The organism is Nocardia sp. NPDC057668, assembly GCF_042799795.1.
In the GTDB taxonomy this organism is placed as follows: domain Bacteria; phylum Actinomycetota; class Actinomycetes; order Mycobacteriales; family Mycobacteriaceae; genus Nocardia.
Genome location: NZ_JBHVIC010000001.1, coordinates 946,062 through 964,740, shown reverse-complemented (window position 1 = coordinate 964,740; position 18,679 = coordinate 946,062). Strand labels below are relative to the sequence as shown.

18 protein-coding genes are annotated in these 18,679 nt (G+C 69.1%); 12 read left to right on the top strand and 6 right to left on the bottom strand.

Annotated elements, in window-relative coordinates:
• Position 1: 1 nt before the first annotated feature.
• Positions 2 to 802 (bottom strand): ABC transporter ATP-binding protein, encoded by an 801-nt coding sequence (locus ACFVBH_RS04525; RefSeq protein WP_378999752.1) that lies wholly within the window; start codon positions 800 to 802, stop codon positions 2 to 4.
• 87 nt (positions 803 to 889) lie between these two features.
• On the opposite strand from ACFVBH_RS04525, the gene ACFVBH_RS04520 reads away from it, so the two are divergent.
• The 6 genes from ACFVBH_RS04520 (at position 890) to ACFVBH_RS04495 (ending at position 7,437) form a co-directional block, all read left to right on the top strand.
• Positions 890 to 1,585, top strand: coding sequence for an HAD family hydrolase (locus ACFVBH_RS04520; protein WP_378999750.1), 696 nt, complete (start codon positions 890 to 892; stop codon positions 1,583 to 1,585).
• A 117-nt stretch (positions 1,586 to 1,702) separates the two neighbouring features.
• Positions 1,703 to 2,395 carry a PadR family transcriptional regulator gene (locus ACFVBH_RS04515; protein ID WP_378999747.1) on the top strand — a complete coding sequence of 231 codons (693 nt, stop codon included), beginning with the start codon at positions 1,703 to 1,705 and terminating at the stop codon, positions 2,393 to 2,395.
• Between the two features lie 66 nt (positions 2,396 to 2,461).
• Positions 2,462 to 3,472 (top strand): esterase/lipase family protein, encoded by a 1,011-nt coding sequence (locus ACFVBH_RS04510; RefSeq protein WP_379001585.1) that lies wholly within the window; start codon positions 2,462 to 2,464, stop codon positions 3,470 to 3,472.
• Between the two features lie 85 nt (positions 3,473 to 3,557).
• Positions 3,558 to 4,118: a peptide deformylase gene (gene def, locus ACFVBH_RS04505; protein ID WP_378999744.1), complete on the top strand. Its 561-nt coding sequence runs from the start codon at positions 3,558 to 3,560 to the stop codon at positions 4,116 to 4,118.
• Positions 4,118 to 5,041, top strand: coding sequence for a methionyl-tRNA formyltransferase (gene fmt, locus ACFVBH_RS04500; RefSeq protein WP_378999742.1), 924 nt, complete (start codon positions 4,118 to 4,120; stop codon positions 5,039 to 5,041). The genes def and fmt overlap by 1 nt, the downstream gene beginning before the upstream one ends.
• A gap of 980 nt (positions 5,042 to 6,021) precedes the next feature.
• Complete coding sequence (locus tag ACFVBH_RS04495; protein WP_379001583.1) at positions 6,022 to 7,437, top strand: RsmB/NOP family class I SAM-dependent RNA methyltransferase; 1,416 nt, start codon at positions 6,022 to 6,024, stop codon at positions 7,435 to 7,437.
• On the opposite strand, the gene ACFVBH_RS04490 is transcribed toward ACFVBH_RS04495, so the two are convergent.
• The 3 genes from ACFVBH_RS04490 to ACFVBH_RS04480 form a co-directional block, all read right to left on the bottom strand.
• Positions 7,425 to 8,033 (bottom strand): hypothetical protein, encoded by a 609-nt coding sequence (locus tag ACFVBH_RS04490; protein ID WP_354986381.1) that lies wholly within the window; start codon positions 8,031 to 8,033, stop codon positions 7,425 to 7,427. The two genes, ACFVBH_RS04495 and ACFVBH_RS04490, sit on opposite strands and share 13 nt — an antisense overlap.
• A gap of 129 nt (positions 8,034 to 8,162) precedes the next feature.
• On the bottom strand, positions 8,163 to 9,080 hold the full coding sequence (locus ACFVBH_RS04485) for an RNA polymerase sigma factor SigF (RefSeq protein WP_378999739.1): 918 nt from the start codon (positions 9,078 to 9,080) through the stop codon (positions 8,163 to 8,165).
• Between the two features lie 17 nt (positions 9,081 to 9,097).
• Positions 9,098 to 9,520 carry an ATP-binding protein gene (locus tag ACFVBH_RS04480; protein ID WP_378999737.1) on the bottom strand — a complete coding sequence of 141 codons (423 nt, stop codon included), beginning with the start codon at positions 9,518 to 9,520 and terminating at the stop codon, positions 9,098 to 9,100.
• Positions 9,521 to 9,680: 160 nt separating this feature from the next.
• Between ACFVBH_RS04480 and rpe the strand changes: the two genes are divergently transcribed.
• On the top strand, positions 9,681 to 10,346 hold the full coding sequence (gene rpe, locus ACFVBH_RS04475) for a ribulose-phosphate 3-epimerase (RefSeq protein WP_354986431.1): 666 nt from the start codon (positions 9,681 to 9,683) through the stop codon (positions 10,344 to 10,346).
• Positions 10,347 to 10,362: 16 nt separating this feature from the next.
• On the opposite strand, the gene ACFVBH_RS04470 is transcribed toward rpe, so the two are convergent.
• On the bottom strand, positions 10,363 to 10,803 hold the full coding sequence (locus ACFVBH_RS04470) for a hypothetical protein (RefSeq protein WP_379001579.1): 441 nt from the start codon (positions 10,801 to 10,803) through the stop codon (positions 10,363 to 10,365).
• A 636-nt stretch (positions 10,804 to 11,439) separates the two neighbouring features.
• On the opposite strand from ACFVBH_RS04470, the gene ACFVBH_RS04465 reads away from it, so the two are divergent.
• The 4 genes from ACFVBH_RS04465 to ACFVBH_RS04450 all read left to right on the top strand — a co-directional run bounded on the left by ACFVBH_RS04465 (position 11,440) and on the right by ACFVBH_RS04450 (position 14,644).
• On the top strand, positions 11,440 to 12,066 hold the full coding sequence (locus ACFVBH_RS04465) for a riboflavin synthase (protein ID WP_354986384.1): 627 nt from the start codon (positions 11,440 to 11,442) through the stop codon (positions 12,064 to 12,066).
• An 88-nt stretch (positions 12,067 to 12,154) separates the two neighbouring features.
• Entirely contained in the window at positions 12,155 to 13,414 is a 1,260-nt protein-coding gene (locus ACFVBH_RS04460) for a bifunctional 3,4-dihydroxy-2-butanone-4-phosphate synthase/GTP cyclohydrolase II (RefSeq protein ID WP_354986385.1), read from the top strand.
• A 45-nt stretch (positions 13,415 to 13,459) separates the two neighbouring features.
• A complete protein-coding gene (gene ribH, locus ACFVBH_RS04455) occupies positions 13,460 to 13,939 on the top strand; it encodes a 6,7-dimethyl-8-ribityllumazine synthase (protein ID WP_354986386.1) in 480 nt (159 codons plus the stop codon).
• A 3-nt stretch (positions 13,940 to 13,942) separates the two neighbouring features.
• The gene (locus tag ACFVBH_RS04450) at positions 13,943 to 14,644 is read left to right on the top strand and encodes a PH domain-containing protein (protein ID WP_378999734.1); all 702 of its coding nucleotides are present in this window, start codon (positions 13,943 to 13,945) and stop codon (positions 14,642 to 14,644) included.
• Positions 14,645 to 14,758: 114 nt separating this feature from the next.
• Here the strand turns inward: ACFVBH_RS04450 and ACFVBH_RS04445 are convergent, their stop codons facing one another.
• Positions 14,759 to 16,726 (bottom strand): gamma-glutamyltransferase family protein, encoded by a 1,968-nt coding sequence (locus ACFVBH_RS04445; RefSeq protein ID WP_378999732.1) that lies wholly within the window; start codon positions 16,724 to 16,726, stop codon positions 14,759 to 14,761.
• 260 nt (positions 16,727 to 16,986) lie between these two features.
• Here ACFVBH_RS04445 and ACFVBH_RS04440 point away from each other — a divergent pair, with 260 nt between their 5' ends.
• Entirely contained in the window at positions 16,987 to 18,456 is a 1,470-nt protein-coding gene (locus ACFVBH_RS04440) for an amino acid permease (RefSeq protein ID WP_354986389.1), read from the top strand.
• Positions 18,457 to 18,679 lie beyond the last annotated feature (223 nt).

The following is an 18,679-nucleotide window of genomic DNA, read 5'->3' as shown; positions in this document are numbered from 1 at the left end:
CTCAGCGGTGAGCAGCCTGCGCCGCGCGCACGCTCCAGCGCCCGTCCTCGCGCACGATCCGCACCGGATGGTCGAACGCCGCGCCGATGTGTTCGGTGGTGATCACCTCATCCACCGGCCCGGCCGTGTGAATCCGCCCCGCGCGCAACAGGACCGCGTGCGTGGTCCCCGGCGGCAGCTCCTCCAGATGATGCGTCACCAGCACGGACGCCAGATCCGGATGTGCGCGCTGCATGGCGTCGACGCGTTCGAGCAACTGTTCGCGGCCCGCGAGATCCAAGCCGGTGGCGGGTTCGTCCAGCAGTAGCAGGCGCGGGCTGGGCATGAGCGCCCGCGCGATGAGTGCGCGCCCGCGCTCACCCTGGGACAGGATGGGCCAGGGCGCGTCCCGGCGGTGTGTCAGGCCGAGCAGATCGACGAGTTCTGCGGCGCGAGCGCGCTGTTCGGCGCTGGGCCGCCAACGCGGCACCGGCTCGGCGGTATTCGTCGCCCCGGTGAGCACCACCTCGTGCACGGTCAGCGGGCTGCGCGGGGTGTGGCGCGGGTCGACGTGCCCGATCGCGGTGCGCAGCTCGCGCATGTCGACGCGGCCGAGCCGGTTGCCGAGTACCTCGACCGTGCCCCGGGTGGGGTGTTCGAAGGCACCGAGCATGCGCAGCAGGGTGGTCTTCCCGGCCCCGTTGGGTCCCAGCAGCGCCCAGTGTTCGCCGCTGCGCACGGTGAGTGAAACACCCTGCAGAAGCGCGTTTCCATCGCGGACGAAATCGACGGCGTCGACCCGGAGCATGGGGAAGTCGGACATGGGACCACCGTAGCAAACTCCTCAGACAAGTAGAGGACTGCCCGTTGCCGAAAAGTTAGCTGAAAGTGTGCTGTGTATCGTGGCGAGATGGCGATCGAAGCAGTGTTATTCGACTTCTCCGGCACGATCTTCCGATTGGAGGACGAGCGCTTTCGCGAGGCGGAACTGACCCACGCCGACGGGCGCGATCTGAGCGCACACGAGGTTGCCGACATAGTGCGGGCCATGACCGCGCCGGTCGAGCAATTCGTCGAGCTCGACGCGGAGGGTCAACACGCTTGGGAGAACCGGGATTTGGATCCCGCCCTGCATCGGGCCGCGTATCTGCAGGTGCTCGAGCGTTCGGGTGTGCCCTCGTTCCCGGCGCGGCAACTCTACGAACTCATTCTCGATCCGCTGGCCTGGACGCCGTATCCCGACACTGGCGAGGTGCTGCGGGCGCTGCACGAGCGCGGCATTCGGATCGCCGTGGTCAGCAATATCGCCTTCGATCTGCGCCCGGCGCTGGCGAGCCGGGGCTGGGACCGATATATCGGCTACTTCGCGCTGTCCTTCGAGCTGGGCGCCATCAAACCCGATCGCCGCATCTTCGACGCCGCGCTGGAGCGCCTCGGCGTCGCCCCGGAGAACGCGCTCATGGTCGGCGACAGCGTCGAGGCCGACGGCGGCGCGACCGCGCTCGGCTGCGAGTTCGAGCTGGTGGAGCCGCTGCCGACCTGGGATCGCCCGACCGCGCTGCGTGAGGTGCTCGCCAAACACGACCTGATCGACCGTCCCGCCTGAAAAGTCCGAACCGGCAGGTTCGTGTCCCGCGACACACTTGCCTTGGATAGATTGGCGATATATCGTCGATAGCGTCAAGAACAACGTTGAAGCCTTAGGAGGCACACCATGGAACACATGGACAACACAGAGCGGGGCCGCGGCCCCTGGCGGCGACTGCGCGCCGAAGAGCAGCAGGGTCCCGAACATCCGCGGATGCGTCGCGGCGGCCCGCGTGGACAAGGTCCGCGTGAGCACGGTCCGCATCGGCACGGCGGCCACGGCCGCGGTGGTTTCGGCCCGGACTTCGGTCCCGGTGGTTTCGGTCCCGGCGGCGGCCCGCACTTCGGTCGCGGTCGCGGCCGCGGTGGACGCGGACGGCGCGGCGATGTGCGCGCGGCCATTCTCCTGCTGCTGCAGGACCGGCCCATGCACGGCTACGAGCTGATCCAGCAGATTCGCGAACGCAGCGAAGATGTTTGGCGCCCGAGCCCGGGATCGATCTACCCCGCGCTGGCGCAGCTCGAGGACGAGGGTCTGGTCCTCATCGAGAAGGTGGCGGGTCGAAAGACGGCCAAGCTCACCGAATCCGGCACCGAGTACCTCGAAGCCAATCGCGCCGAACTGGGCGATCCCTGGCAGGAGGTCAAGGACGGCGTCGGCGATCAGGCACTGGATCTGCGCGGGCTCATCGGCCAGCTGATGGGTGCGGTCGCACAGGTCGCCGCGGTCGGTACGCCGGCCCAAGCGGCAAAGGCCGCAGAGGTTCTCACCGAGGCGCGGCGGTCGCTGTACCGAATCCTCGCCGAAGACGACACCCCCGAAAAGTAGTGCGTAAGAAACACCCCGTTCGACACCGCGTTGTGACACTTCACAAGTCATCATTTCGATATGGGAATGTGGAGGAGCCGGACGCGCAGAGCGCTGCACAGCGTCGCGCCGGTCGGGGTAGTACTACTGGGCGTGCTGGCGGGCGCGGGGGCGCCGCTGCAATCGGGTACGGCCTCGGCCGCGCCCGCCACACGTCCGGCGCTGGTCCCGGTGGGTGCCGGGCCGGTGCAGAGCGATCATCTGGGCGCGGCCCGATATCTGGCCGCGCATCCGAATGCCGCTCCCGCGGGGGCCAATGACTTCGCGTGCAAGCCGACCGCCGACCATCCGCGGCCGGTTGTGCTCGCGCACGGAACCGATTCCTCGGCCTACTCCGACTGGTCCGCCATCGCACCGCAGCTCGCGGGCGCCGGACTGTGCGTCTTCGCGCTCAACTACGGCGGCAAGCCGGACGCGGAGAGCTACGGCACCGAGGACGTGTTCGAAAGTTCGGCGCAGATAGGCGAATTCGTCGATCAGGTGCTCGCCGCGACCGGGGCCGCGCAGGTGGACCTGGTCGGGTTCTCCCAGGGTGCGAGCGTCACCCGCTACTACGTCAACAAGCTCGGTGGAGCGCCGAAGGTCGGTCAGTGGATCGGGCTCGCCTCGCCGAGCTACGGCGGCATCATGTACGGACTGGTGCCGGTCGCGCAGAACGCGCCGGTGCTGTTCGATCTGGCCGAGCTCGCGAGTTCGGAGGCCGCCATTCAGCAGGCGGCCGGATCCCCGTTCATCACCGCGCTCAACGCGGGCGGCGACACCGTGCCGGGTGTGCGCTACACCACCATCGGCAGCACGGTGGATGAAATGATCCAGCCGAACGCCAATATCGCGCTGCAGGGTGCGGGCGCGACCAATCTCGTGCTGCAGCAGATGTGCGCCGACGACCTGACCGGGCATTTCCATATGGTGTACGACCCGTTCGTCCAGCAACTGGTGCTCGCCCTGCTCGATCCGGCGCACGCCGCGACGCCCGTGTGCGTGCCCGTGGCGCTCGGCACCGGCATCAAGGAAGTGGTCCTGGCAGCGCATTCGTGACCGTTGCCGCACGGTGCGCGGCGTGGCGGGTCGGTCGTATCCGTAAAATGGGGCGACCGCATTCGCTCGCGACCGGGAGTTGCACGTGACCATCCAGCCTGTCCGCCTGTTCGGCGATCCGATCCTGCGCGCCCGCGCGGCGGAGGTCTCCACGTTCGATCCCCAGGTGCGGCAGCTGGTCGCGGACCTGCTCGACACCATGTACGAGAGCGGCGGGGTCGGCATGGCCGCCCCGCAGATCGGCGTGGGCCTGCGGGTCTTCGTCTACGACACCGGCGAGGCAAAGGGGCATCTGATCAACCCCGTTTTCGAGGTGATCGGCGAAGAGACCCAGGTCGGCCCCGAGGGCTGCCTGTCGATTCCGGGCGTGCGCGAGGACGTCACCCGCGCGCAGACACTCATCGCGCGCGGGGTCGACATGGACGGCGCGCCGGTGGAGTTCCGGGCCGAAGGGCTGCTGGCGCGCGCGGTGCAGCACGAGACCGATCACCTCGACGGCGTGCTGTTTCTGCAGCGACTGGATCCGGCCACGCGCAAGGAGGCGATGCGCACACTGCGTGAATCGTCTTGGTTCACACAGGGAATCACGGTGCTGGCGGCCTCGGAAATCGGTGGCGGCCGTCGCACCCGGGAACGGAGTCGTTGATGCGTTTGGTCTTTGCCGGAACCCCCGAGCCGGCGGTGCCGTCGCTGCGGCGGCTCATCGAATCCGCGAACCACGAGGTGGTCGCGGTGGTGACCAGGCCGGACGCGGTGGCCGGGCGCGGGCGCAAGGTCACCCGGTCGCCGATCGGACTGCTCGCCGACGAACACGGCATTCCGGTGCTGACCCCGCGCAAGCCGTCCGAGCCCGAATTCATCGACCGGCTCACCGAGCTGGCCCCCGATTGCTGCCCGGTCGTGGCCTACGGGGCGCTGCTGCCGGAGTCGGTTCTGGCGATTCCGCGCCACGGCTGGATCAATCTGCATTTCTCGCTGCTGCCCGCCTGGCGCGGGGCAGCGCCGGTGCAGTCGGCGGTACTCGCCGGTGACGAGATCACCGGCGCGTCGACCTTCCTCATCGAGAAGGGGCTGGACACCGGCCCGGTCTTCGGCACCGTCACCGAAAAGGTCCGCGTCACCGACACCTCGGGTGAGCTGCTGGCGCGCCTGGCCGAAAGTGGTGCGCAGCTGCTGGAATCCACCCTCGATGGGGTGGAAGCCGGTGCTCTGCAAGCGGTTCCGCAACCCACCGACGGCGTCTCCTACGCCCCCAAGGTGGAGCCCGAAGCCGGCCACGTGCGCTGGGACGAACCGGCCCTGGCCGTCTCCCGCCGTATCCGGGCAGTGACCCCGAGCCCGGGGGCCTGGACCGAGGTCGACGGCAAGCGCGTCAAACTCGGCCCCGTCGAACTGGTGGAGGAAACCCTCCCCGTGGGCGCTGTCGAGGTCCGCAAGTCGGGCGTCTTCATCGGCACCGCCACCACCGCCGTCCGCCTCACCGAGGTACAACCCCAAGGAAAGCGCATGATGCCTGCCCTCGACTGGGCGCGCGGCGCCCGCCTCCAGCCCGGCGCGGTGGTCGAATGACCCGCTCCGATCGCGGAGAAACCCCCGGCGAGCCGCGCCGCGGCGCCAAACCCCCCAAGCGTGACTGGCGTCCCGGCGCGCAGAACAACAAGTCCCGCAACACAACCGGGGCCGGCGACGGCCGCGACCGCCCGAGCGGCGACACCGACCGTGGGGCGTCCGCCCCGCGCGGCTCCCGCGCCGGCGGCAACTCCGCCGACCGCCCCGCCAAGTCGAACACCGCGGGCGGCAAGCGCACCTCCGCCCAGGGCGATCAGCGCGGCGTGAGCAGTGCGCCCGGCGCGCCCCTGCGCGGCGGCCGCGGTGCGGACGCGCGCGGCAAATGGGACTACAGCCCGGTGGGTGATCGCGCCCGCGGCGGCGCGCCGGCCGGTGCTCGCGGTGATGAGACCCGCCCGCGCTCGGCCGATGGCGGCGCGCGCTACAGCGACGGCGGCTCGCGTTCGGCCGGTAGCACGCGCTCGGCGGCGGGGGAGCAGCGCTCCGGATCGACCGGCTCGCGCGCGGGCGGCCCAGGCCGCCGCGACGACGCCGGATTCACCGCGGGCGGCGCACGCTCGACCGGGCAGGATCGCCGGCGGAACAGCGAGGACGGGCGCGGATCGGCTGCCGCTCAGGGTGATTCGCGGCGTGCCCAGGGCGGCGCGCGCGGTGCCGACGGATCGGAAGGATCGGCCGGAGCGCCGAAGCGATCCGCGAGCACCGGTGCGTCCGAGCGCGACGGATACGGCAGCGGCACATCCCCTCGTGCGGGTGATGACGCTCGATCCGCGCGAGGGAGCGCATCGAAGCCTGCGAGCGGCGCGGCTCGGTCGAACGCACGTGATGAAAGCACCGGTGGGAGTGCGCCGAAGGCCGCCGGCGCCGTGACACGATCGACCGCGCGCGACGGTGGCGCACCGAAGCGTGCGAGCGGGGACAAGAAGTCCGTCGGTGCGGGCAAGGGCGCCGCGCCGGCGCGGGGCAAGCGTGCCGACGGGGTGGGCGGTAAGGGCGCCGACGGTGCGAGCGCCAAGCGGAAGCCGGTGGGGGAGCGGGGATCTGCCGATACTGCCGGGCTGGACCCGGTGCGGGTCGTGGCGCGGGACGTGTTGCGGGCCGTGCGGGAGCGGGACGCGTACGCGAACCTCGTGTTGCCGGGGCTGTTGCGCGAGCGCGGGATCAGTGGGCGGGACGCCGCGCTGGCCACGGAGCTGACCTACGGCACCGCGCGGTCGCTCGGACTGCTCGACGCGGTGATCGAGGCGGGGGCCGGGCGGACGATCGAGGAGATCGACGGCCCGCTGCTGGACGCGCTGCGGCTGGGTACGTACCAGTTGTTGCGGACGCGGATCGGGGCGCACGCGGCGGTCGACACCTCGGTGGCCCTGGTGCGCGCCGAATTCGGCATCGGGCGCGCCGGTTTCGTGAACGCGGTGCTGCGCCGGGTGGCGGAGAAGTCCGCCGAGGAATGGGTCGAACAGCTCGCGCCGCGGGATCCGCTGGGGCACATGGCCTTCGAGTTCGCGCATCCGGTGTGGATCGCCCAGGCGTTCGCGGACGCGCTGGGCGCGCACGCGGGGGAACTGCGCGACGTCCTCGAAGCCGATGACGCCCGCCCGCTGGTGCACCTGGTGGCCCGCCCCGGCGAAATGAGCGCCGAGGAACTGGCCCTGGTGACCGGCGGCGAGGAAGGTCGCTGGTCGCCGTACGCGGTGTACCTCGACGGCGGCGATCCGGGCAAGCTCGAACCGGTGCGCGAGGGCCTGGCCGCGGTGCAGGACGAGGGCAGTCAGCTCGTCGCGCTCGCGGTGACCAAGGCTCCGCTGGAAGGTCCGGACGGCGGCCGCTGGCTCGACCTGTGCGCGGGTCCCGGCGGCAAGACCGCGCTGCTGGGCGCGATCGCCGATATCGACGGCTTCCACATCGACGCCGTCGAACCGGCCGAGCATCGCGCCGAGCTGGTCCGCCAGGCCACGCGCGGCCTGCCGGTCGACATCCACGTCACCGACGGCCGCGACAGCGGGCTCACCCCCGGCTACGACCGCGTACTGGTCGACGCGCCCTGCACCGGTCTGGGCGCGCTGCGCCGCCGTCCGGAAGCGCGCTGGCGGCGGCAGCCGTCCGACGTGCGTGACCTGGTGACACTGCAGCGTGAACTGCTCACCGCCGCATGGGATCTGGTGCGCCCCGGCGGCGTGGTCGTCTACTCGACCTGCTCGCCGCATCTGCCCGAGACGGTCTCGGTGGTCTCGGACATGGTCCGCCGCACCGGCGCCGAACAGCTCGACACCCGCGAACTCGTCCCCGGCGTGCCGGATCTGGGCGAGGGCCCGGGCGCGCAGCTGTGGCCGCACCGGCACGGCACCGACGCCATGTTCGTGGCCGCGCTGCGCAAACCGCTTCAGTCGCAGTAGTCCTCGCCCGGGGGTGTGGGCCGCCACGCGACCCACACCCCCGCGCGCGGTGCCTCGCGGCAGTGGATGGCCATCCACTGCGGCTGCCACTCGTCGCGATCGGCGCCGGGATCGCTGCGCCCGAGGACGCACGCGCCGTCCTCGTCCGGCTCCAGTTCGATTGTCTCGCCGTTGACCTGGATGAATCGCCGGAGGGTCCCCGGCTCGCCGAAGCCCGCGGGCACGATGTCCAGATCACCCGCGTGGAAGCAGCACCACCATTGCGGCCGCGCGTGCGTGCGGCGCCGCACCGGCTGGGCGGCCATGGACCGCAGGAGTTCGGCCAGCGCGCGACTCTGATCGGCGGTGGAGTAGGTGCCGGCGTCGTCCGAGCCCGGGCACAGCACCGGCGAGCTGTCGTCGGGATACCGATAACCGGGATCGACCCGGCCCCGCCAGCGCATTTCGGCCATCCGCGTGGTGATCGGCAGCCCGTGCCACTCCTCGTCGCACCAGGGATGCGGGCAACGCGGAAAATCCGGATCCCCGTAGTCGTAGCCGGTACACGGTTCCCCGCCGGCCAGCTGCTCGTTCACGAGCTGGTCGATCTGGTTCACAATGCGTTGATCGCGGTGTTGCCTCATGGTCCCGCCCGAGGATGCGGTACGTGCCGACGAGATCGATCGTCGCACCGCGAACCGGGCGAGGCAAGCCCTCTACGGCGGGTCTCGCTCGCATCGGAGCGTTCACTCCCGGGCTGATTGCTCCCTAAGTCGCGCAAGGGTTTTCGCCAGAATGCGGGACACGTGCATCTGGGAGATGCCCATCTGCTGCGCGATCTGGGTCTGCGTCATGGATTCGAAGAAACGCATGGTGAGGATGCGGCGCTCGCGCTCGGGCAGACCCGCGAGCAGCGGCCGGATCGCCACGTACTCCTCGACCCGATCGAACTGCGATTCCTCCTCGCCGAGCGTGTCGAGCAGCGACGCCTCGGTATCGCGCCCCACCGACACCGCGTCGATGGAGCTGGGCTGGTACGCGTTCCCGGCGATGACCGCCTGGGTCACCTCGTCCGGATCGATGCCGAGCTGGGCGGCGATCTCCTTGGCGGTCGGCGAGCGGCCCAGCTGCTGCGACAGCGTGTCGATGGCCGAGCCGATGCGCAGGTGGGTTTCCTTGACCCGCCGCGGAACTCGCATGGCCCAGGTGTTGTCGCGGAAGTACCGCCGCACCTCGCCCATGATCGTCGGCACCGCGAAGGACAGGAAGTTGGAGCCGCGCGAGATGTCGAACCGGTCCACCGCGTGCACCAGCCCGACCCGCGCCACCTGGGTGAGGTCGTCGAAGGGCTCGCCGCGACCGCTGAACTTGCGGGCGATGTGGTCGGCCAGCGGTATGCAGCGCCGAATGAGCTGCGCGCGCAGGACGGCTCGGTGCGCGGACGCCGGATCGGCGGCGGCGAGCTGTTCGAACAACCCCGCCACGTCGTCGTAGCCGGAGACGCTGCGCACCACCTCCTCGGCCTCTTCGGCGTCGACCGGTTCCTCGGCCTCGGCGGTCGCGGCGGGTTCGGCGGCCGTCGGGTCCGAGCCGTTCTCGGGCGCGGCGGCGCCGTCGTGTTCTTCGGGTTTCTTGGGGTGGGGCGAGTCGGAAGCTTCGAACATGATGTCCTCGTCGTGCACTACGCCTTCCCCCGGACCCGCCGGAATTCCACTGCCGTCGGGTAACCGGAGACCGCCGCGTCGAAGGCGCCCTGGCTGGCGTCGATCTCGTCGGACAGGGTGCGCAGGACATGCCAGCCGAAGCTGCGCTGGTCGGGCAGCCCCTCGGTGGCCGCCACGCCGCTGACGCGCACCACCAGGTCGTTCTCACCGACGGTGAAGACGCACTGCAGGGTGGTGCCGGGCGCGGCCAGCCCGATCACGGTGGAAGCGGCCTCGTCCACGGCCAGGCGAATGTCGGCGACCTCGTCGAGGGTGAAATCGCTGAGCAGCACCAGTGTTTCGGCGAGTCCGCGCACGATGGGCAACTGGGAGACGGATGCGGCGACACCGATCTCGACCGGGGTGGCACGCAGCCCTTGTTCCGCCGAAATGTTGATCACCTGCACTAGGCTACCCATTCCAGCCGCCGGCAATCAGCGCAATGGCAGCGATCGCGGATTCCGGACGCCCTCGCAACGGTGCCGGGGTCCGGGGTGCGGCCTGCCCGTTAGACTGCCGCCTGTGTGCACTCCTACCTCGCCCTTTCAGCGGCCCGCGCCGATGATCGCCCCGTCCATCCTGTCCGCTGACTTCGCGCGTCTCGGTGACGAGGTGAAGGCGATCGAGGGCGCCGACTGGGTGCACGTGGATGTCATGGACAACCACTTCGTGCCGAATCTCACCCTGGGCCTGCCGGTGGTGCAGAGTCTGTTGAAGGCCACCGACATTCCGCTGGACTGCCACCTCATGATCGAGGATCCCGAGCGCTGGGCGCCCGGCTATGCCGAGGCGGGCGCGTACAACGTGACCTTCCACGCCGAGGCCACCGACAACCCGATCGCCGTGGCCCGCGATATTCGCGCCGCGGGGGCCAAGGCCGGTCTGTCGGTCAAGCCCGGCACCCCGATCGAGCCGTACCTGGAGATCCTGAAGGATTTCGACACCCTGCTGGTGATGAGCGTGGAGCCCGGTTTCGGTGGGCAGTCCTTCATCGCCGAGGTGCTGGAGAAGGCCCGTAAGGTGCGCCGGCTGGTCGACGCGGGTGACCTGCGCCTGGTGGTCGAGATCGACGGCGGCATCAATATGGACACCATCGAACAGGCCGCCGAGGCGGGCATCGACTGCTTCGTGGCGGGATCGGCGGTGTACGGCACCGCCGACCCGGCAGCCACGGTGGAAGCCTTGCGGCAGAAGGTGATCGCGGTCGAGGCCGCGTCGGCCTCCTAGTCGCGCGGGTCCGGTCTCAGCGCTCGAGCAGCGCCGAGACGACCGACTCCAGGGGCGGCACCGCGGTGGCGCTCCCGGGGGCCTGAATCCAGGTGCGATAGCCCGTCCGCTCGTCATCGGCGGACGGGAGCACCACCTGCGCGCCCGCGCAGGCGACCGTGGCGTACATGCGGAACAGCGTGGCCGAGACCGCGGCGCCGAGCCCGTCGGGCCGGGTCGGGCCGGTGATGAGCGTCCAGCGCCGGGCCCGGGGGTGGTGCACCACCGGACCGGCCAGATCGGCTGCGGCGAGCCGCTGTTGGACGCGTTCGCCGAGTTCGGCGGGCATGGTGATGGCGCCGTACCGGCTGCCTATCTCCAGCAGGATGTGCCGTGACGTCGGATCGATCGATGCCGGCAGATGAAATTCGCGCCGATACTGAACGCAACGAACCTCGAGTGTCGAATCGAGAAGCATCGTTGTCACACCGCACCCCTAAAAGTGTTGTCTTCCACCTGGATCCGGCCCGCGAGGGCCCAACCTTCCTGAGTTTGACTGCTGCGAGGAGCACCCGGACCGGGACTGGCCACGGGTGGGTAGACCGTTCTTCGTTGAACTGCTGTCTCGCCGGAGAACTGCGGAGAAGTTGTACAGCTGAGTAGCTGAGCTGCGGGGTAGTCGGCTGCGGAGCGGACCGCGGGTGATGTCGAACTGCCGGGCAGTTGAACCGTGAAATCAGCTGCATAACAATCTTGCGTCCATTTTCGCTGTGGCGCAAGAATTTGGTGTAAGCGAGTCGCGAATTGGGTACACCCGCCCGATTAGCCCGAATTAGCTAATTCGCTAAATCTGGAAATGCCCGAATTTCAATTGGGATACGTCGGCAATCGGTTCGATTAGCCCACCTCTGGTCCGGTTCGTCGGCTTCGCCGTGCCTCGAAGTCTCGAACGCTCCAGTGAACTAGGCCGCATGTCGCCTACGACCCGGCGTCGTTAGGCTGAGGGGGAGAACCGGGCGGCAACGGCGCGCCGGGAATACCGCCCGCGGCTCGGGCGGTTACCCCGAGCGGCGGGCCCGGCACCGCGGCCGCAGGCGTAAGGGAGAGGCAGGGCATGTTCACAGGCATCGTCGAGGAGCTGGGCGAGATCGTCGCCTCCGAGCAACTGGCCGACGCGGCCCGGCTCACCATTCGCGGCCCCCTCGTCACCGCCGATGCCGGGCACGGCGATTCGATCGCGGTGAACGGCGTATGCCTGACCGTGGTGGACGAGACCGTCGAATCCGACGTCTTCACCGTCGACGTCATGGCCGAGACGCTGAACCGCTCCAGCATCGGCGGCCTCGGGGTCGGCTCGCGCGTCAATCTCGAGCGCGCCGCCGCGGTGAACAGCCGCCTGGGCGGTCACATCGTGCAGGGCCACGTCGACGGCACCGGCACGGTCCTCGCGCGCACCCCCTCGGAGAACTGGGAGGTCGTGCGAATCTCGCTGCCGGACAGCATTGCCCGCTACGTCGTGGAGAAGGGCTCCATCACCGTCGACGGCATCTCGCTCACCGTGTCCGGGCTGGGCCTGGCCGAGGAGGCCGCCCCCGACGGCAGCAAGGACTGGTTCGAGGTCTCGCTCATCCCCACCACGCTGGCCCTGACCACGCTGGGCACCGCGCCCGTCGGAGCGACGGTGAACCTGGAGGTCGACATCATCGCCAAATACGTGGAGAGACTCGTGCAAAGGGGCTGAACCGCCAGTTCGCGACGCCGAAGGCGGCGCAAATTGGACACTGCCCTACTGTAGGTACGGCACCTAATCGAGATGGAGCACAACAGACGTGACCAGGTTCGACACCATCGAGCGCGCAGTCGCCGACATCGCCGCCGGTAAGGCCGTTGTCGTCGTCGACGACGAGGGCCGGGAGAACGAGGGCGACCTCATCTTCGCGGCGGAGAAGGCAACCCCCGAACTGGTGGCCTTCATGATCCGCTACACCTCCGGTTACATCTGCGTACCGCTCACCGGCGAGGACTGCGACCGGCTGGGCCTGCCGCCCATGTACGCCGTCAATCAGGACAAGCACGGCACCGCGTACACCGTCTCGGTGGATGCCCGGGTCGGCATCACCACCGGCATCTCGGCCGCCGATCGCGCCGCCACCATGCGTGTGCTCGCCGATCCGCAGGCCAAGTCCGACGACCTGACCCGCCCGGGGCACGTGGTTCCCTTGCGCGCCAAGGACGGTGGCGTCCTGCGCCGCGCGGGCCACACCGAGGCCGCGGTGGACCTCTCGCGCATGGCCGGGCTCAGCCCCGCCGGCGTCATCTGCGAGATCGTGAGCCAGAAGAACGAAGGCGACATGGCGCGCACCGAGGAGCTGCGCGTCTTCGCCGACGAGCACGACCTGGCGCTCATCTGCATCGCCGACATGATCGCCTGGCGGCGCAAGAACGAGAAGCACGTGCGCCGCGTTGCCGAGGCCCGCATCCCCACCGATTTCGGTGACTTCAAGGCGATCGGCTACGAGAGCGAATACGACGAGTCCGAGCATGTCGCCCTGGTCATGGGCGATATCGCGGGCGCGGACGGCAAGGGCGAGAACGTGCTGGTGCGCGTGCACTCCGAATGCCTGACCGGCGACGTCTTCGGTTCGCTGCGCTGCGACTGCGGTCCGCAGCTGAACGCGGCGATGCAACTGGTGGCCGACGAAGGCCGCGGCGTCGTGCTGTACATGCGCGGGCACGAGGGCCGCGGCATCGGCCTCATGCACAAGCTGCAGGCCTACCAGGTGCAGGACGAACAGGACCTGGACACCTACGACGCGAACCTGGCCATCGGCCAGCCCGCCGACGCGCGCGACTACGGCACCGGCGCGCAGATTCTGGTCGATCTGGGCATCTCCTCGATGCGCCTGCTGACCAATAATCCGGACAAGCGCGCCGGAATCGAGGGCTACGGGCTCAGTATTACCGAGAGGGTGCAAATGCCGGTCCGTGCGAATTCGCACAATCTGCATTATCTGCGCACCAAGCGGGACCGGATGGGCCACGACCTGGTGGGCCTGGACGATCTCGACCTGGGCGAGACCGCCAACTGAGTCTGCAGTTCCTCCACACACGATGATCGAGAAGGGCGGAAATCGATGAGCGGCACGGGCGTACCGTCGTTCGAGCTCGCGGATGCCAAGGATCTCAAGCTTGGCATCGTCGCGTCGCGCTGGCACACCACCATCTGCGACGCGCTCGTCGCCAACGCCGAGCAGACCGCCCGCGCGGCCGGTGTCTCCGACATCACCATCGTCCGGGTCGCCGGCGCGATGGAACTGCCGGTCGTCGCGCAGGCGCTGGCCCGCACCCATGACGCGGTCGTCGCGCTGGGCGTCGTGATCCGGGGCGGGACACCGCATTTCGAGTACGTGTGCGATTCGGTCACCGCCGGGCTGACCCGCGTCTCGCTGGACGAGGGCACCCCGGTCACCAACGGCGTGCTCACGGTCAACACCGAACAGCAGGCCCTGGACCGCGCCGGCCTGCCCGGTTCCGTCGAGAACAAGGGCGAGCAGGCCTCCGCGGCGGCGCTGGACGCCGCGCTGACGCTGCGCGACCTGCGTCAGACCGTCTGAGCAATGCCTGTCGTCCGGATCTGGAAGCGCGACGGCGGTTCGGACGAGCCGCCCCGCGAGCCCGCCGCGCAATCGAAGGATGGTGCGGCCGAAGTGCCTGCGTCAGAGCCGAAGTCATCGACCACCGCGGCCGCGGAATCGGAGTCCGCACCGGGCGGGGGCGCGGCCGACGCCGGTGCGACCGCAGTGAGCGGCGCCGCCGGAACCCGGTCGCAGCCTCCCGGATCGGCCCCTGCCCCGAGCGCGCAGTCGCCGGACGGCGACTGGGATCTCGTTGTGCGCCCGCATCGTTCGGTGCGCACCGCGTGGATCGTCGCGGTGTTCCTGGCGGTGTTCTTCACGGTGATGGGCGTGTTCCTGCGCCGCGGCTCGACGGGCGTGACCTTCCAGGTCTCGGATCAGATCGGCCTCGCGGTCTTCGGCTTCATCCTCGGTGGCGCGGTGCTGCTGCTCACCCGCCCGCGCGTGCGGGTGGGCCGCCGGGGTGTGGAGGTGCGCAACATCTTCGGCGAGAACGAGTTCGCCTGGCCCGACATCCGCGGCCTGTCCTTCCCGGACAAGAAGTCCTGGGCGCGTCTGGAACTCGTGCACGACGAGTACGTGCCCCTGCTGGCCATCCGCACCAACGACAAACTGCTGGCCGCCGACGCCATGGACCGCTTCCGCGAACTGGGCGCGAAGTACACGGGCGAGAATCAGGGCTGAGGGCTCAGCGCTCCCGGTGCGGTGATCGACCGGCCACAACGGACCACGACACCCGCCACCGATCGGTGGCGGGTGTCGCTGTTCCCGGGGTACCGCTCGCGCCGGACGTAGGTGTCAGCGGGTGTCGCCGAGCACGGCTCCCTCGCGACGGGGGTCCGCGCCGCCGATCAGGTCGTCGCCGTCGCGGACCACGGCCGACAGGCCGCTGGACTGCGGAGCCACCGACACCTGGTGGCCCAGTTGGCGCAGGCGCTGGACCAGCGGATCGTTGTCGCCGTTGTTCGCCGGATCGACGGCCGGATGCTCACCGCCCACGTTCGTCACGGGGGAGTTGGCCGCGCCGAAGGAGACCGCGGAGACCGCCTGCTGCGGGTCCAGGCCCCAATCGAGCATGCCCACCAGGGTTTTCACCACGAACTGGATGATCACCGAACCGCCGGGGGAGCCGGTGACGTGCGTGAGGGCGCCGCGCGAGCCGTCGGCGGCGCGGTCGAAGACCAGGGTGGGGCTCATCGAACTGCGCGGGCGCTTGCCCGGATCGAGCCGATTGGCCACGGGCACACCGTCTTTGCCGAGCGGATCGGCGGCGAAGTCGGTGAGCTGATTGTTCAGCACGAAGCCGTCCACCAGGTGGAAGGAGCCGAAGGCCGATTCCACCGTCGTCGTCATCGCCGCGGCGTTGCCGTACTGATCGATGATGGAGATATGGCTGGTGCCGTGCTCGGGCGGCTGCGGCCCCACACCGAGTGGCACGGGTCCGAAGTCACCGGGTTGCGCGGCGCCCATGCTGCGGGTGGGGTCGATGAGGGCCGCGCGCTGCTTCAGGTAGTTCGGATCCAGCAGCGTCTGCGGTGAATTGCCGGGCAGCGGAATGAAATCCGAGTCGGCGATGTATTTGTCGCGATCGGCATAGGCCAGGCGTTCGGCCTCGGAGATCAGGTGCACGGCCTCGGCGGTGGGCTTGCCGCCGTTGCGCGCGGCGTCGTTGTCGCCGTCGGTGCTCGAAGGGCGCATCGAGCCCAGATCGAAGTTCGACAGGATGCCGAGCGTGGCGGCCACGGTGATCCCGCCGGACGACGGATTCGGCATGCCGCATACCTCGTGCGTGCGATACGGCACGCACAGCACTGTCCGCTTCTTCACCTGATAGGAGGAAAGATCCGCCAGGGACACCGATCCCGGTGTCCGCCCGCCGGAGGTGTCGGCCACGGCCTCGACGATGTCGGCGGCCACCGCCCCGGTGTAGAAGGCGTTCGCGCCGTCCACCGCCAGCGCGGCCAGGGTCTTGCCGTAGGCCGGGTTGGTGAGGGTGGCGCCCTCGGTCTTGGCGGTGCCGTCGGGCTGCAGGAAGTAGGCCCGCGCGTTCTCGTCGCGCGCGAGATCGGTTGCGGATTCGGCGATCTGGCCCGCGAGCCGCGGACTGATCTCGAAGCCCTGGTCCGCTAACGCAACGGCCGGTCCGAAGAGCTCGCCCCAGCCCTGTTTGCCGTGCTCGCGATGCGCGGCCTCCAGCAGGCGCAGCACCCCGGGCACGCCGATCGACCGTCCGCTGGCCCGCGCGTTCGGTTGCGGCACAGTGCGATCGGCGTCGCTGATCCAGCGCAGATAGTCCGGGGTCGCCGCGGCCGGGGCGGTCTCGCGCCCGTCGTAGGCTTCGAGTGCCTTGGAGGTCGCGTCGTAGTACAGCAGGAACGCGCCGCCGCCGATGCCGGACGCCTGCGGCTCGACCAGGCCCAGCACGGTCTGCGCGACGATGAGCGCGTCCGCGGCGGTGCCGCCGTCGCGCAGCACCCGGCAGGCCGCCTCGGTGGCGATCGGATTGGCGGTGGAGACCGCGAAAGTGTTGGTGCGCACCGGTTTCATGCCGGTGCGATAGCCGCTGGCGATCTCGGGCCGCAGGCTCAGATTGGTGGTGGTCGGCCCGCCGGTGGCGCTCGCGCGCACGCTGGTCGGCACGCCATTGGGCGCGGTCGTACAGGACTGCGCCTCGTCCTGCCCGGACGAGCATGCGGTCGCCATACCCAGGAGCAGCAGGACCGCGGCACTCGCGCCGCTCCAGAGATTCCGTCGCACGCGCTTCATGGTCGGACTCTAGCGCCGGACAGCGGTCGGGGTCGGGGTTTGAGCCAGCCGGTGCCAGGGATGTCCGGATACCGCCAATGTGGGTGATAGACACCGTTCTGGCATCGTTTCGGCTATTGCTAATCGACCGCATTTCCGCTGGTTATGTCCGGTTATAACCTTTGGCTGTTACCCAGCTCGGAGCGGCGATGTGATCCACGGCAAATCGCGGGGTACTCTCGGACCGCCTCAATACACGATTGCGGAGGGTTAACCGGCGAATGACCGAGATCCGGACGAAGGCCACCAACCTCACAGCTGAGGACAGCGGCTATCACAAGGCCCTCAAGCCTCGGCAGTTGCAGATGATCGCCATCGGCGGCGCCATCGGCACCGGCCTGTTCCTGGGCGCGGGCGGTCGCCTGCGCGACGCCGGACCGTCGCTGTTCCTGGTGTATCTGATCTGCGGCATCTTCGTGTTCTTCATTCTGCGCGCGCTCGGCGAATTGGTACTGCACCGCCCCTCCTCGGGGTCGTTCGTCTCCTACGCGCGTGAATTCTTCGGGGAGAAAGCGGCATTCGTCGCCGGCTGGATGTACTTCCTGAACTGGTCCATGACCGGCATCGTGGACACCACCGCGGTTGCCACCTATCTGCACTACTGGGGTCCGTTCGAGCCGGTGGCGCAATGGATTCTGGCGCTGGGCGCGCTCGTCATCGTGCTCGGTGTGAATCTGGTGTCGGTGAAATGGTTCGGCGAGATGGAATTCTGGGCCGCCATGATCAAGGTGGCCGCGCTCGTGACCTTCCTGGTGGTCGGCACGATCTTCCTGGCCGGTCGGTTCGACGTCGACGGGCAGCCGACCGGGCTCGGCATGGTGAGCGATGCGGGCGGCTGGTTCCCGACCGGCGTGTTGCCCCTGATCACGGTCACCTCGGGCGTCATCTTCGCTTACGCCGCGGTCGAAATGGTCGGCATCGCCGCCGGTGAGACCGAAAATCCGGCCAAGATCATGCCGCGCGCCATCAACTCGGTCATCGTGCGCATCGCGGTGTTCTATTGCGGTTCGATCGTGCTGCTGGCACTGCTGCTGCCGTACGTCGACTACAAGGCGGGCGAGAGCCCGTTCGTCACCTTCTTCAGCAAAGTCGGTGTCGCGCACATGGGTTCGATCATGAACTTCGTGGTGCTCACCGCCGCCCTGTCCAGCCTCAACGCCGGGCTCTACTCCACCGGCCGCATCCTGCGCTCGATGGCCATGAACGGCAGCGCGCCCAAGTTCACCTCGCGGATGTCCAAAGCCGGTGTGCCCTACGGCGGCATCCTGCTGACCAGCGTCATCGCGCTGGCCGGCATCTGGCTGAACTACATCGTGCCGGACGAGGCGTTCGAAATCGTGCTGAACGTGGCCTCCCTGGGCATCCTGGCCTCCTGGGCCACGATCGTGCTGTGCCAGCTCAAGCTCTGGTACTGGTCGCGCGACGGGCGGGCCGAGCGCCCGGCCTTCCGCATGATCGGCGCGCCCTACACCGGCATCGCCACGCTGGTGTTCCTGTTCGTGGTGCTGGTGCTCATGGCGTTCGACCGCCCGGTCGGCACCTGGACGGTCTCGAGCCTGCTGATCATCGTGCCCGCCTTGCTGATCGGGTGGAAATTCGCCGAGAAGCGGGTGCTGGCCATCGCCGCCGAGCGGGCCGGATACACCGGGGAGTTTCCGGTGATTCCGCCGATTCCCATGGACGACAAGTAGTTTTCGGCTTCCGGCGGTACACTGGAGAATTGCCGGGGGACCTGCGCTTACAACGGCCGCACACGCAAATCGTGTGCGGCCGTTATGTGTTCGAGATCACGTTTGAACCCCTCGCGCTATGCGCTGTGGCCATGGTCATAACTTGCCGAACTCGATTGTCGAGTATCCGAACGTTTGGTTAGCGTCAGGCTCTGTGCGTTCGCAGGGGGCGCGCAATCAGGGG